The following is a 14,268-nucleotide window of genomic DNA, read 5'->3' on the forward strand; positions in this document are numbered from 1 at the left end:
CTCATCGAAAAGGATATCTAATCATGCGTTCTATCCCTCTGAAGGCGGTGCTTGCCGCGATGATCGTCACCGTTCCGCTCACCGGGGCCTTTGCCGCCTCGTCGCACGGGGGAGACCGCGATAGCGGTCGCGACCGTGGCGATCACAGCAGCAATTACAGCGACTTCTCCCAGAATGGGTGGTTTGACGGCATCCATTCGTTCAAGGCCCATCCGGCTGCAGGCAAGGACTTCCTCCAGCAGCTCAAGGGTGAATGAGAGTATCCACCGTCTCGCCGCAGCCCCGCCGTCTCTCAGGAGCGGCGGGGGTCTGCGGTGTGAAGCCTTATGGACATGTCACAGGCGCGCCGCCTGTCGATCAAGGTAGGCATGTTGCTCGAGGCAGGCATGTTTTCGACTTCTCATGCCGCCGAAAGAGATCATCATAATGGAGCGCCGCGAAAAAGCCCTTCGACCTGGCGGTTCGTTCGCATCGTCCGCCGGCATCGACTCGATCCGACTGAGTTTGGCTCAGCTGTCTTTGGGATGACGAATTGGAAAATGCTGCCATGCGGAACATCGGGTGTGGCCCAGAGCCGACCGCCGTGGGCTGCGACGATAGAGCGGCATATCCACAGCCCCAATCCCATGCCCTCGCGCTTGGTCGTAAACAGGGGATCGAAGATGCGATCGATAAGTGCTGGATCGAGCCCTGTGCCCGAGTCCCCGACTGCAACCATCACATCGCCATTCTTGTCGAGTTGGGTGACGATGCGCAGCTTTCGCTGCCGGTCCTGCACCATGCTCATCGCCTCGATGCCGTTCGCGACGAGGTTGGCGACGACCCGCTCCAGTTGACAGCGATCGCCCCTGATCGGCTCCAGGTTCTCAGCGAGGTCCACCTCGACCGCGATGCGATGATGGCGCAGATCGAGGCTCACGAGATTGAGGAGACCTCTGATCAAGTCGTTGATGTCGAGGTTGTTCGGTATGGGCGGGGATTTTCGAGCAAGATCCCGAACGCCTCTGACGACATCGGCGGCGCGAAGGCTGTTGCCGATGATCCGTTCAATGGCCCGTTTCACCTCATCGAGGTTCGCTGGGTCTCTCGTCAACCACCGCAAGGCGGTTTCCGCGTTTGTCAGTATTGCGGTAAGTGGCTGATTCACTTCATGCGCAATGCACACCGCGCGCTCGCCTATCGTTGTCGATTGGGTGCTAAACATAAGCTGCGGACTCCTGCGCCAAGAGGGTTCGATTTGGTCGTGGGCGGTACCTAGGGCTGCGGGCGATCGATCCGCCTGACCTTGCAAACGCGCGCGCCAAGACTATTCCGCTGCCGGGGAGGAAATGTTCCGGAGCGTTCGGTGTGAGGAAGCCACGCGAATGTCCCAATGCTGACTCCCTCCAGCGTGCCGATTGCCTGGTACTCCATGCCTTGGAACTATCCGCTCTATGAGCTGTGAGGCGAGTTCAGCGTTGCAAATAGCTGTAAATATTCGCGCCTAAGACAGGCTGTGAATAGGCACATGCGTGGGGCATCGCTCCAGGCGCCTGGCGCGAGCACGAAAGAGCCACTGGGTTGAAGGCGGACCGCGACTGGCTTGCAGAACTCAGTTGGTCAAGCTCAGTTCGTCGAGAAGTCGGCGCGCGGCAACCAGATCTTGGGTTCCAAATCCCTCTTTGAACCGCTGATAGATGTGGTCGAGCATGGAGCGGGCGTCCCCGCTCCGGCCGTGTTCCCGCCACACACGTGCCAGAGGAATTGCAGCTCTCAACTCCCAGCCCAGGGCGGATTGCTTGCGGGCACGATCGATCGAGCGGAGCAGCGAACCCTCTGCTGCAGGAAGGTCCGGTCTCGGCCGCGCCAGCAGGATTTCGCCTCGGGCTCGCAGCAGGTCGGGCAACCAGAGTATCTCTCCGACTTGCTCCGCATGCGCCACAGCCTCGTCTATGGTGGCCAGCGCTTCCTCCGGCCGACCGGAAAGGGCCAGGCCCTCGGCCAAGGCACGCGATGCCGGCAACGTCACGATGCGGTACCGATTGGCATCCATCGCTTTCAGTCCTGCCCGCAGGATTTCGACGCCCGATGCCGCATCGCCGCGCGCGACCATGAATTCACCTTTCAGCGCGAGGCCAACGGCGTGATAGGGGGCAAGGGAGTATTTGATAGCCTGCTCGATTACGATTTCGGTATGCTCTTCCGCTGCTTTAAGATCGCCACTCCAGTGGAGAACAGGGATGAGATAGATGAGAGCAATGCAAGATGAGACGGGGTGATCGTAGCCTTGCGCAGTCTTGATTCCCTGACGTGCAATTTTGCAACCCTGATCCGCGAAGCCGCACAGCCACAAAGACCTGGCGAGCGTTGCGAGCCCTGATGCACGGTGGTCGTGGCCAAAGAAGCTCACCCTCCCCAGCTTGAAATCTGACGCAAGCCTCATGCCTTGTTTGCAGTGACGCAGGGCAGCCGCCTGATTGCCGGTTAGATGATACGATCCACCCAAGATCCATTCGGTCATTGCGTTTTCGGTCGGGCCGCCGCTCGCCTTGGCAACGGTGTCGCTTCGTTTGGCCGCCGCCAACGCGCCGCTGAAGTCGCCCTGGCGCGTGAGAAAAATGTAGAGTCCAGAAAGCAACTGGAGTTGACGTCCTCCATCCCGCAAAGTCTCGGAGAGGTCCAGGCCGCGCTCGATGCCGGCCCTGACTTCCAAGCTGTTGCCGCGGGCGTACATGGCTGACATCGCCAGAGCTCCCTGGAGCTCCAGTTCCAGTTGCATCCCGTGATCCGTCTCGTGCAGCGAGCCCAGTGCTCGCCGGCACCATTGTTGACACTCGTCCAGCAGTGAAAGCCCCAGGAATAACGCCGCCCCATGCGCAGCCAGCTTAATGGCGATGGAACGGTCGCCCGAGCTTGAAAAACTCCACGCGAGCGCTTTGCGGACGTTGCCAATGTGCGGAGCGTAGGCGGCTACGTTGTGGGCATCAAAAGCCGACCCTTTGGCCAAGCCATGCTCCAGCAAGTCGACGAAGTGGCAAGCGTGACGTCTTTCGGCCGCATCCGCCTCCCCGCCTTCCGCGAGCTTGGCCGCGGCATAGGCGCGTGTTGTGTCCAGGAGCCTGTAGTAAGCAGGCCCGCTTGTCGACAATACCCCCATGAGAGACTTGTCGATCAGGCTGGCGATCGTGTTGGTGACCATTTGCGTCTCGCCATCGCCCCCGGCGACTGCATGCGCCGCCGCCAGCGTGAATTGGCCAACGAATACGGACAGCCTGCAGAGGGTTCTCTGCTCATCCGCTGACAGGAGCCTGAAGCTCCAGTCGAGCATGGCCTGCAGCGTCTGATGCCGGGGCGACGCGCATCGCCGGCCCTGCAGGAACAGCCCGGCGCCGCTGTCCAGGAGATCGGCGGTTCCTTGAATACCGTTGGTGCCCACACGACTGGCAACCAGCTCGATCGCCAGAGCAATTCCATCAAGCCGGCGGCAGATATTCGCAACGATTGGAGCTTCGGTGTCGCTGAGCTCGGCACGGTGCCCGCTCGATCCCGCCCGCTCCATGAAAAGCTGGACGGCGGGCGAAGCCAGCGCCTGAACGGCAGATGGCGTGTCGTTAGGCGGACTGTCGAGATGCATCAGCAAATGCACATACTCGCCCTCAACGCGCAACGACTCGCGACTGGTCGTCAACAAGTGCAGCGACGGCACTGCGCGAAAGAGGCGTTCGCACAGCGGCGCAGCCGTCTCGATCACATGTTCGCAATTGTCAAGAACGACAAGGGTCCGCTTATCGGCCAGGAAGGCGCTTATGTACAGCTCGGGGTCGGGCCCCTGGACAAAGCAGCCGAGTGCCGACGCGACGGCAGCGGGAACGTCTGCTGGAGCGGTGAGCGAACCGAGATCAACGAAGCAAACCGCATCGTCGCCTAATTCCCGACGCAGCGCGTGGCCGACCGCGACGGCGACGGTCGTCTTTCCTATTCCGCCTGGCCCGACCACACTGACGAAGCGTCGCGACAACAGCAGCGAGGAAAGGGTGGCGACGGTCTCGTCCCGTCCGACCAGCAGTTGCAAGGGCGCCGGGAGACTCGGAGGCAGCACGGGACCGGCAGGAGCGACAATCAGGTCGGTGCCGTCCGCGTTTGAGCGCCGAACCGGTGCAACGAAAGTGTAGCCCCGGCCGGGAACATTGACGATGTATCGAGACCCGTCTTTGCCGTCTGCCAGCACTCTGCGAATGGCGGCGATGTGCACACGAAGATTGGCTTCCTCGACGAAGACGCCCGGCCAAACGAGATCGATCAGTTCTCGCCCGCTCACGATCTCCCCCGCTCGGTCGGTCAACGCAATCAGAACGTCAAGCGCGCGGCCGCCAATAGCGACCGGTGTGCCATCCTTGACCAGCAATCGCTCAGCCCCGATCAAGCGGTACGAGCCGAAAGACAGGATTTCGCCGATCCCTAATTCACCGCCACTTGCCATGACAGTCGTCCTGGGCGCTGCCAGCCTCATGCTCGAAGATCCGGGCGATCTTCTTTGCATCTTTTTGCGACCTTTAACTCGCCGGGACCGGCGCTCCGGGATCATATTGGGCCGTGTCCGAAAGACGTGGCGAAACGGAGGCGCCAGCGCATCTTGGTGCCGTGCTCTGCGCGAAGCGAAGAAACCGCAATTCTCTCGGCGGCAGCATGTGCAATGTCATTGTGCCTAGTTCCTTGTTGATGGACTCCATTCGAGGCTGAAAGGCGCGACCGGCGGCAAGGGATCTTGCTCCGGCACGTCTGCATTGGACCGATCCTGTCGCTGGCAGGTCCACTTTCTGACGATGTCTTCGGCGGAAGTATAGGCATTGAGCTTGCCGCGATCGACAAGGATCATGGCAGCGGTCGCGAAAATCGATGTCGATATCGAGAAAATACGGAAAAGCGCGTCCTCCGTGGCCCTGCCCAGCGGAGACGCTTCACTGGCTGAGCCGGAGCAGCGAACGCCGTTTCGGTCACCCACCAAGCCGAAAACGAAGGGCAAATCTCCTTCGGCCACGCTCCAGTCGAGAATGTCCTGCAACATCGACACCGATGATACCGCTCCCAGCCCCCCCTCTATTGCGATCGGGCAGAATGTCTTTCTGCGCGCTGCCGCGGAGAGAAGCGCAAGGATAAAGGAAGCGTGTCCGAGCCTCCATTCTGGCTTGGTACAGTTTCGTATTCGTTCGGCGGGTTGGACCACTACTTAGGTCTATCCAAAATAGCCCTGAGGCTAGTTGTGGGAGCAGGTGCCGAGCGCAGCAACTCGGCCATTCTGACTAAATCGGCCAGGGATTGCGCGCCCATCCTTCTCATGACTTGAGCACGATAAATCTTAACCGTGGATTCTACCACGCCAATCCTTCCAGCAACCTGCTTGTTCATCAATCCTGCTGTCACCAGATCCATCACCTCGCGTTCGCGCTCGCTCAGCGTCTGAAATCGGGTGAACGTCTCGATCGCCCGCCGATTGCTATCGAGGCGCATGCCGTCCAGCTCGATGGCCCTTGTGACGGCATCCAGCATTTCCTGTTCGCGAAACGGCTTCGTCAGAAAGTCGACTGCACCAGCCTTCATGGCTCTCACCGCCATCGGAACGTCGGCGTGGCCGGTCATGAATATGATTGGTATACGGACGCCGGCTGCGACAAGGCGAGCCTGAAAGTCGAGACCGCTGATGCCGGGCATACGAATGTCCAGCACGAAGCAGCTCGCAAGGTCGGGCAGTTCCATGTTCAACAGCTCGGTCGGAGACGAGAAGGCTTGGCTCTGCAAACCGACGGATTCCAACAAGTCGACCAGCCCTTCGCGCATCGCAACATCGTCTTCGACGATGAAGACGAATGCATTTTGGGTAGTCCCGGCATAGATGGGGGCAGCCACCGGACGGGCATATGACTGCGTCGGCTCCAGCAGCAGGCGTTCATAATCTCTGGTCATTAGATCACTTGTCATCATTACTCCCCTTGCGATGAGGCCAAAACGGCCAGGGCGACCGCCGCAAGCAATGCTGAAGCATCGAAGGGCTTTCGAAAGAACCCATGATGACCTTCAGCAGCCGCGCGCCTTTGGTCTGCGGCTTCATGGCGCGCCGTTATGAAAATGACGGGCAAGTCGGGGCGCACAATTCGCGCACGCCGGCGAAGCTCGAAGCCGTCGACAACTGGCATGCCGATATCGGCAATCAGGCAATCTATCTTACGCAACTCGTCGCGTTCGAGGAAAGACTGAGGGGATGAGAACAGACGCACCGAGTGCCCCGCCGACTCCAGGAGATCCTCGATCGACTCGAGGACCCGAACGTCGTCATCGACAACCGCGATCGTTGATTTCCGTACAGTTTTCATTTCGAAGATATTCCTGCGCGCCGAGAATGAGTTACTGGTACTTGCAGCCTTTGGGCGATCCTCACGAGATCGGCCAGCGATGCTGCCTGCATCTTGTGCATGATCTTGCCGCGGTGGATTTGCAGCGTCACCTCACTGATCCCAAGTTCGGCAGCTGCCTGCTTATTGAGCAGACCGCTGACGACCAGTGGCAGAACCTGGCGTTCGCGAGAGGTCAGGGAGGAAAGGCGGCGCTGTAGCGCCACAAGCTCGGCCCGCTCCAGGCGGACGCCGCAATCCCGATCGATTGCCGTGTGGATGGACTTCATCAACTCGGTTTCGCTGAACGGCTTGGTGAGGAAGTCCACGGCGCCGCGCTGGATGGCGCGTACAGAAGATGGAATGTCGCCGTGTCCGGTGATGAAGACGATAGGCGGATGTTGCTCGTGGCCGGTCTGTTTCTGGAATTCCAGCCCGTTGATGTCCGGCAGTTCGACATCGAGGATCAGGCAACCGGGCAGGTCCGGCCGGGGAAAAGCTAGATATTCGGCAATCGAGTTGAAGGCAACGGAAGCCAGGCCTCTTGCCGCCAGAAGGTCGCACAGCGCCACGCATATGCGCTTGTCGTCATCAACGATGAAAATGATACAGTCGTCCTGGGTCATGCCGCATCGCCCGATTGGATCGGCAGCGTAAACGAGAACACCGTTCCCCTTGGCTCGATGCTCTCTGCCCAAAGCCGGCCGTCGTGTGATTCCAGTATCGAGCGACAGATTGCCAGGCCCATGCCCATCCCCTCCGCCTTCGTGGTGAAGAACGGTTCGAAAATTCGTTCTGGTTCGGCAATTCCGTCGCCGTTGTCGCGGACGTCGACCAGGATCGCGTTCTCCCCATAGCGACGTGATCCAAACTTCAGTGATTTCGACACGTCGGTTGTCGACTTCATTGCCTCGATCCCGTTGCGGACCAGATTGACCAGCACCTGCTGCATCTGCACGCGGTCGGCGAGCACCAGCGGCAGCGCCGGATCGAGATCCGTCCCAACGAAGATGTCCTGCGAGACTATTTCGTCGAACAAAAGCTGACGCACCTCGCCGATCACCTCGTTGAGATTGATTGAAGTTCTGGACGAGGCGGTCTGTGTGAAGAGTGCTCGTATTCGGCTGACGACCGCGGCCGCGGCCATGGAATCGCGAACGATTCGCTCCGCGGTAATGCGTGCCCGCTGCAGGTTTGGAGGATCCGCCGACAGCCAGCGTTGGCAGGCATGACTGTCGGTGATGACAGCCGCCAAGGGCTGATTGACCTCATGCGCGATCGAGGCCGACAGCTCGGCGAGGCTCGCAAGCTGCGAAGCGCGCGAAAGCTTTTCCTGGGTCGCACGAACGGCGTCATGTGCTCTCATCTCGTCATCGATGTCGATGATGACGCCGTACCATTTCACGATGCGGCCATCGTCGTCCCGAAGTGGCAGGGCGCGATTGTCAACCCAGCGATAGACGCTGTCGCCCCGGCGGTTGCGGTACCGCATGGCGAAAGGCTCCCCGGTCTTCAATGAGTGCATCAGGTTTCTCTTTACAGCCTCCAAGTCGTCGGGATGCATAAGGCGTCCAAGTGCCCCATCCAGCCTGGAACCCTCCTTGGGCTGACTGGGGTCGATCTTGCGGCCGTAGTAGGTTTCCAACTGCTTGTTGATGTAGGCTGGTTCGCCCTCGGGAGTGACGGACCAGACGAGCGTCGGTATGGTGTCGATAAGTTGCTGGAGTTCATACTGTCTGGCTCGCAATGCCTCCTCGGTCCGCTTGCGATCGTCGATGTCGGTGTTGCTCCCGAACCACTGGACCACAGTGCCGGAGCCATCGCGCACTGGTTCGCCTTGGAAAAGGAACCAGCGGTACTGGCCATCGAAGCGGCGTAGCCGGGCCTCGATCTCGCCCGCCGCACCAGTTGCCAGGAGAGATCGCCAGTATTCGACAAGCCGGTCTCGATCGTCCGAATGTATGGCGGCAGTCCAACCCCAGCCGGCTGCCTGCTCCTGAGACAGCGCCGTGTATTCGTGCCATCTCCGGCTCAGGAATTCGGTGGAACCGTCTGGGCGGGCGGACCAGACCAGTGTCGGAAGGGTGTCGATCAGCCGCTGGAGCTGGAACTCTCTGGCCTCCAAAGCCTGTTCCACTTTCTTCAAGTCATCGATATCGAGCAGGACACCATACCACCCGATGAACTTGCCGTTCCGATCGTGCCTGGGGCGACCCGCGACACGGAACCAGCGATAAGTCCCATCGTGGCAACGAAGCCGGCATGCGCCATGAAATTCCTGGCCATTCTCCAGGCATTGCGACATGAGGCCTGCATTTCGGTCGAAGTCCTCCGGATGAATAACCTGCCGGCAAGGGAGATTGCTGGTGTCGACGGTGCCGAGATAGGCCCGAAGGCTCGTGCTCACCTCGGTTAACCGGCCTTCCGTGTCGACGATCCATGCCGGTCCGGGAATGCTCTCCAAGAACTCATGCGCGTCATACCCAGTGCGATCCAACGCACCCTGCCCTTGCGGCCCTTGAATGAGAAAGCCGGTCAAGATCGCAGTCGCGGCGAGGAGGGTCAAACTCACGTAAATATTGGGTCCGGCGGTCTCAACCAATTCGCTGGACAGCCAGAATACCGACAAGCCGGCGCCGGAAATGGCTATTGTCGAGCCATACTTCCGCAGCGGCGGCTTTGCTTTCATTTTTGGACACCTCCGGACGCAGCTACTGCTGCCGCGTAAATCGGCATCAGGACCTCGCCCTGCCAGAAGACGACACGATCGGTCCCCCGAGATATCGGACTTCTACCACACTATATCAGAACAGCATGCCACCCAGGCATAATGGAAAGATGTGATAGACGGCCGGTCGCCCGCCGCTGCCGTAGGGGTGATAACCGCAAGGAAGGGCCAGCCGCCGCAAAGCAGACAAAGCCGTCCACAAACCAGCGGGTATGCTGCTGTCGAACGCGATGGAAGGCGGCCCAAGAATGGCACGTAGATGAATGTCGGGCTGGCGGCGACCTGTCGGAGTCGGTCACGATGTGAACGTCGACGACTGACGTCTTCCAAGATCGAAGCCACCAATTTTCTGCGGTAGCGGTTGCCGGCGGAATACGAAGAGGAGACTACACAAATGGGCTGCAATCGAGCGCTGGTGCAGATTTCATCCATTGGCGCCGGCGTTTTCTTGTCGATCTGTCTCGCCGGCACCGTAGCGACCGCTGCAGCCAAAGACCAGGACACCGTGGCAAGCGTGGTTGCCGACCAGGTGCGAAGCCAAGGCTTCCCTTGCAGAAATCCAAGTTCTGCCAAGCGCATTGCGGCCGAGTCCGTACCAAATCAGACCGCCTACCTGCTCCGATGCGAAGGGACAACCTACCGGGTGCTCTTGATTCCAGATCAGGCAGCTGAAGTGGCCAGAGTTGACTGAAGCCTTACGCGGGCCTCCCGCGAGGTGACATGTCGACAATCGACGTGGTCGATCTCGAAAGACACTGCGTCGCGCCGCTAGTAGCCTTCGCAGTCTTGCCGACAAAGGCACAAACCGGAAGCAACAAGTACCAGCCTAGTAAATCGGCTTGATCGGAAGCTAATCAGCGAGGCTAGCGCATCCGATCGGCCGTACGCCGGATAGACGGTTCCGCTCGAGGAACACGCCACGGCGCCAGGACCAAAGCCTCGCACGGGTCGCGACCATGTCAACTTTCAACATCCTCCGCAGGCACCGCGCCGTGCTGCTTTTCTCCGCCGTCCTCGTAGCGCCGCTCGTCGCTGGGGTCGCTCTGAACGCGAGTTTGGCCGATACGAAAATGGCCTCCTCCCCGGATGCCTCCGCCAATCGCGCTCCGGCCACCTCCTATGCTCCGATCGTTGCGGCCGACAAACCGGCAGTGGTGACGATCACGTCGATCATGAAAACTTCATCGGCGCCCGATGGCCAAGCCCAGCCCTCGGACAGCGGTCTGTCGTCCGATGAACGGCTGCCTCGATTCTTCAGCAATCGAGGGATTCCGGCGCCCAAGGCACCACCGCAGGGAGCGACGCAACTGGCAGAGGCCCTCGGCTCCGGCTTCATCATCAGTTCAGACGGCACCATCGTCACCAACAACCATGTCATCGACGGAGCTTCGGATATCATGGTGACGCTGGACGATGGAACCGAGCTGCCGGCAACCCTTGTCGGCCGCGACGCAAAATCAGACCTTGCGGTCCTGAAAATAAGGGCTGGGAAGCCTCTTCCCACTGTTGCCTGGGGCGATTCCGACAGACTCAGGGCAGGCGACCCGATTCTGGCGATTGGCAATCCGTTCGGCATCGGAACGACAGTCACTGCGGGAATCGTTTCCGCCCGCGGGCGCGACCTCAACAGTGGTCCCTACGACGATTTCCTTCAGATCGACGCGCCGATCAACCACGGCAATTCGGGTGGACCTCTCGTCGACACCAACGGCACTGTCGTCGGTATCAACACCGCGATCTACTCGCCCAATGGCGGCAGTGTCGGCGTCGGATTTGCGATCCCTTCCAATGAGGCCGAAAAGATCGTCGCCAAGCTGGTGAAGAACGGTTCGATCGAACATGGGCTGCTCGGCATCGAGATGCAGCCGGTCACAACGGACCTCGCCAACGCCCTCGGCCTGCCGACGCCTGAAGGTGCTTTGGTCGCGGATGTCGGCGACGGATCGCCCGCCGCTCATGCCGGCATCGAGACCGGCGACGTCATCACCGGATTTGCCGGTCAAACCATCAACGAGCCCAAGACCCTGTCTCGAGCCGTGGCGGATCTCGTGCCGGGAAAAAGGGAGGTACTGTCCGTTTGGCGCAATGGGAAGACAGTTGCGTTGTCGGTGGTCATCGGCGGCAATGACGCCAGCGTCAAACCGGTGGCCACAATCAACTCTGCACAGCCGCTGCATTCCAGTTTTCCAACACTTGGTCTAGCGCTTGGTGACCTCGATCGAACCGTTCGCCAGGCCTTGAATGTGCCTTCACAGGTTTATGGCGCCGTGGTCGAGGGTGTCGATCCGGACCAGCCGGCAGCCACCTCCGGCATCGAATTGGGCGACATCATCATCTCGGTCAATGGCGTGCCGGTGAAGACGGCGAAGGACACCAGCCAAGCCATTAGTGTCGCAGCAAAATCCAGCAAGAAGTCGGCGCTGCTGCTGGTCAAGCGCGGCGACCAGCAGACGTTCATCGCTGTGCCATGCGGCAATGGTTGAAATGTGCGGATGCCAAAACCGCCGGAATGGTACGTCATATTGACGCGAAACGATTTCAGTCTCCTGAGGGGACGAAATGCGGTCACCGAGTTGCTCGGCGAGAGCGATCAAGCGGAAGTGGCGGATCGGGCGGAGAAAACTCGCCCGTCAATTGCGCCAAGAACCCAGATCTCCGATCAAGGCCGGGGAAGGTGACAGCCAGGACGAAGTCTCGATCGAAGAGCGCCGACTTCAGGGTCGAATTTCAAGAACTGCGCAATTCCCAGCCAGGCCGGGTCCAGCCAGCCGGGCCGTCTGGGGCCTATCCGAGGCTCCGCTGGTAAGCACTCGGCGTCAGGCCGGTCGCCTTGCGAAAAGCGGCCGTGAATGAGCTGGTTTCGCTGTATCCGACAGTCAATCCGATGTCCGTCACCGAATGAGCCCGCGTCGCAAGGAGACCTTTGGCATGCTCGATTCGACGGTTGATATGATACCGATGCGGAGGCATCCCAAAAGAAAGCTTGAAGGCGCGGCAAAAATAACATGGGCTCAACCGGGAAAGCTCCGCGAGAGTGGCGAGCGGTACCGGTTCGCCCAAATGGGCCTCGATATGGGCCTTTACTACCCGCTCCTGCCAAGCCGCAAGTCCCCCTCGAAGCTGAGGTTCGGCTCTCGGCGTCCTCTCGTGGAAACGGACCAACTCATGAGCCAGGACGATGCCCAGTGCTTCCAGGTAACGCCAATTCTCCAGGTTTGGACTTTCGAGCGACCTCATCAGTTTAAGGGCGGTGCCCAAAAGCGTTGCGTCCTCAAAGAAGAGCTTCGCGACGAACGTCACATCGGTCATGCCAGCGTTGAACGGAACTTGCAGCTTGGCAGGATCAAGATAGACAAACATGAGACGCGCAGCCGTCCGCGGCGCATGCCATTCGAGATATTCGCGACCGGCGGGCACCAAGGTAAGCCGGCGACCAAAATCCCGCAGTTTCGACCGGGGCAAACCTTCGACGAAGGTGTCACCGTCGCGGCGCGTGCCCTGCTCGTAGACCACCAGCAAGTGCATGGGCGCGCGAAACCGGAATTCGAATTTGTCATGACCGGCGGCTTGGACCACCTCGGCAACTATCCCATCCGAAATCACCGTGCGACTGCTCACCGCGTCGCCTGAAGATATCTCGACACGGCAATCGGCCCCATCGGCGCTCCGGCGCCCGAACTGCGCATGCGCCACGGAGTTGGTACGCTGTGCCTTTCCGCCGTTGAACGGAGCGCGCCAATCCGCCGACAAGAATGGGTCCGTTTGCTCCGGTCGCCGAGCATTGGCCGCGAAGGCAGCAATCGCGGGTAAATCGATGTCGCGGGAGGCAGGATTCATCAACATGGCTTGGCGCACATCCTTCGGGTTATCCCATCTGATGTCAGGGTAGAGCGCCGGTGATGATTTACTCCATTCTACATCCGTAGGTGGACTTAGAGTATTGGTCTGAACTGCTCATACTTTGGTTTGTGATTGGACGTCGCGATCGATTGTAATGGTGCATGTACCGAGCGGACCAATGGGCCGGTTCTTCAATTGCGGCCGATCCCAGGTGATTGGTCGATTTGGCGCGCGTGTGCGTCAGGTCTTGATGACCTTGAGCGGGGTCCCCTGCTTGGCCTGGGCCTTTTGACGTTCGCGCGAAATCCGCAAGCTGGATGCAAAGCCGGCAAGAACGACGAAGCACCGGCAGCAAAAAACACTAGGTTGTGGGTGGGCGTTGCGATCGGTGGTTTCGATCCGTTTTCGTCACCATCGTGGCAGCGCTCCAACTCGTGCCAGATTGGTTCTCCGGGCCCCCTCCCACGCCCGCCGATCGATTGTGAAGGCGCTCCGCCCCCCCGGGAGCGTTTCTCACCGCTCGAGTTCTTGGGCCGATGACATGTCGTCATCGGCCCATTTTTCCCTCCTGCCTTCGGAGCACGAACCGATTCACGGTCGATCGCCGGAGCGTTGCCGGCGTCGGGACCCTCGGCGATGCGGCTTGCTTGCGGCGCGATGCATCGCGCGGTTTCGGAGACAAGATCCGACGTCGCAACTGGCGCTCGTCTGTCGCAGGTGGGCCAACTCAAGTCGACGGCGCGGTCAAGTCAGCCTCTGCCGCAATCACCGTGTCGCGAGAGGCGCAACACCTCTCATCAAAACCGGTTCATGCCTGAAAAAAGATCGGTCGGGGGATACTTGTCCCCGTCGTTATCGAGCTGCGATGCCGGCTTCTTGGCCGATCTGGTTGTCGGTACTTCACCGTGCCTCGGCAACGAAGTGTGGTTGCCGTTCGTTTTTCGTTCGACACGATCGAACTTTGCCTGCATGCGTCCTGAAGGCGAAGCTGCGGCAGCGGCCCAAGCGGTTGACAGAAGGACTGCCGCGATTGCAGCCCCTATTGAAAGGGAACTCATGTGATTCACCTGTTGTGTGGTTCTGTTGCACAGCGCGGCAAATTCGAATGGGCGATAGAGATATCGCTCATGCCCGAAATCCTTATATAGGTTTCGAAATAAGTTCTGAACCATTATACAGAGCACATTAAACATTGATGCAATTGTTTAGTTACTTAATATTCAAGTATCATTCCACACATAAGAAATGATCTGGTACATAAGGCCAGCAGTTTATTCCTGCCGCCAGCTTTCGCCGATTGGCCCGCGGTCCTCGCGTGGCAGCTTCGTCCCTGGC

Annotated in this window: 11 protein-coding genes; 3 read left to right on the forward strand and 8 right to left on the reverse strand. The window is 59.8% G+C overall.

Annotated elements, in window-relative coordinates:
* Nucleotides 1-23 precede the first annotated feature (23 nt).
* Nucleotides 24-257 carry a hypothetical protein gene (locus tag AC1DZP_RS00880; protein WP_143748849.1) on the forward strand — a complete coding sequence of 78 codons (234 nt, stop codon included), beginning with the start codon at nt 24-26 and terminating at the stop codon, nt 255-257.
* 164 nt (nt 258-421) lie between these two features.
* Here AC1DZP_RS00880 and AC1DZP_RS00885 read toward each other — a convergent pair whose 3' ends face one another.
* The 7 genes from AC1DZP_RS00885 to AC1DZP_RS00915 form a co-directional block, all read right to left on the reverse strand.
* Complete coding sequence (locus AC1DZP_RS00885) at nt 422-1,204, reverse strand: sensor histidine kinase (RefSeq protein WP_477299834.1); 783 nt, start codon at nt 1,202-1,204, stop codon at nt 422-424.
* Nucleotides 1,205-1,591: 387 nt separating this feature from the next.
* Nucleotides 1,592-4,459: an ATP-binding protein gene (locus AC1DZP_RS00890; RefSeq protein ID WP_477299835.1), complete on the reverse strand. Its 2,868-nt coding sequence runs from the start codon at nt 4,457-4,459 to the stop codon at nt 1,592-1,594.
* Nucleotides 4,460-4,684: 225 nt separating this feature from the next.
* Nucleotides 4,685-5,050, reverse strand: coding sequence for a hypothetical protein (locus AC1DZP_RS00895; RefSeq protein ID WP_457154227.1), 366 nt, complete (start codon nt 5,048-5,050; stop codon nt 4,685-4,687).
* 152 nt (nt 5,051-5,202) lie between these two features.
* On the reverse strand, nt 5,203-5,940 hold the full coding sequence (locus AC1DZP_RS00900) for a response regulator transcription factor (protein WP_477299836.1): 738 nt from the start codon (nt 5,938-5,940) through the stop codon (nt 5,203-5,205).
* A gap of 17 nt (nt 5,941-5,957) precedes the next feature.
* Nucleotides 5,958-6,347, reverse strand: coding sequence for a response regulator (locus AC1DZP_RS00905; protein WP_477299837.1), 390 nt, complete (start codon nt 6,345-6,347; stop codon nt 5,958-5,960).
* Complete coding sequence (locus AC1DZP_RS00910; protein ID WP_477228362.1) at nt 6,344-6,991, reverse strand: response regulator transcription factor; 648 nt, start codon at nt 6,989-6,991, stop codon at nt 6,344-6,346. Before AC1DZP_RS00910 ends, AC1DZP_RS00905 begins: the two co-directional genes overlap by 4 nt.
* A complete protein-coding gene (locus tag AC1DZP_RS00915) occupies nt 6,988-9,054 on the reverse strand; it encodes a PAS domain-containing sensor histidine kinase (protein ID WP_477299838.1) in 2,067 nt (688 codons plus the stop codon). The genes AC1DZP_RS00910 and AC1DZP_RS00915 overlap by 4 nt, the downstream gene beginning before the upstream one ends.
* Nucleotides 9,055-9,487: 433 nt before the next feature.
* On the opposite strand from AC1DZP_RS00915, the gene AC1DZP_RS00920 reads away from it, so the two are divergent.
* Nucleotides 9,488-9,784 (forward strand): hypothetical protein, encoded by a 297-nt coding sequence (locus AC1DZP_RS00920; protein WP_457155554.1) that lies wholly within the window; start codon nt 9,488-9,490, stop codon nt 9,782-9,784.
* A gap of 265 nt (nt 9,785-10,049) precedes the next feature.
* On the forward strand, nt 10,050-11,576 hold the full coding sequence (locus AC1DZP_RS00925; RefSeq protein WP_477228360.1) for a DegQ family serine endoprotease: 1,527 nt from the start codon (nt 10,050-10,052) through the stop codon (nt 11,574-11,576).
* A gap of 301 nt (nt 11,577-11,877) precedes the next feature.
* Here the strand turns inward: AC1DZP_RS00925 and AC1DZP_RS00930 are convergent, their stop codons facing one another.
* Nucleotides 11,878-12,936, reverse strand: coding sequence for a helix-turn-helix domain-containing protein (locus AC1DZP_RS00930; RefSeq protein ID WP_477299839.1), 1,059 nt, complete (start codon nt 12,934-12,936; stop codon nt 11,878-11,880).
* Nucleotides 12,937-14,268 lie beyond the last annotated feature (1,332 nt).

It is taken from the genome of Mesorhizobium sp. P2_F8 (assembly GCF_056403655.1).

Coding starts and splice junctions, on each gene's coding strand:
- AC1DZP_RS00880 (WP_143748849.1), top strand. CDS start 24: ATGCGTTCTATCCCTCTGAAGGCGGTGCTTGCCGCGATGATCGTCACC.
- AC1DZP_RS00885 (WP_477299834.1), bottom strand. CDS start 1,204: ATGTTTAGCACCCAATCGACAACGATAGGCGAGCGCGCGGTGTGCATT.
- AC1DZP_RS00890 (WP_477299835.1), bottom strand. CDS start 4,459: ATGGCAAGTGGCGGTGAATTAGGGATCGGCGAAATCCTGTCTTTCGGC.
- AC1DZP_RS00930 (WP_477299839.1), bottom strand. CDS start 12,936: ATGTTGATGAATCCTGCCTCCCGCGACATCGATTTACCCGCGATTGCT.
- AC1DZP_RS00920 (WP_457155554.1), top strand. CDS start 9,488: ATGGGCTGCAATCGAGCGCTGGTGCAGATTTCATCCATTGGCGCCGGC.
- AC1DZP_RS00915 (WP_477299838.1), bottom strand. CDS start 9,054: ATGAAAGCAAAGCCGCCGCTGCGGAAGTATGGCTCGACAATAGCCATT.
- AC1DZP_RS00900 (WP_477299836.1), bottom strand. CDS start 5,940: ATGACCAGAGATTATGAACGCCTGCTGCTGGAGCCGACGCAGTCATAT.
- AC1DZP_RS00910 (WP_477228362.1), bottom strand. CDS start 6,991: ATGACCCAGGACGACTGTATCATTTTCATCGTTGATGACGACAAGCGC.
- AC1DZP_RS00925 (WP_477228360.1), top strand. CDS start 10,050: ATGTCAACTTTCAACATCCTCCGCAGGCACCGCGCCGTGCTGCTTTTC.
- AC1DZP_RS00905 (WP_477299837.1), bottom strand. CDS start 6,347: ATGAAAACTGTACGGAAATCAACGATCGCGGTTGTCGATGACGACGTT.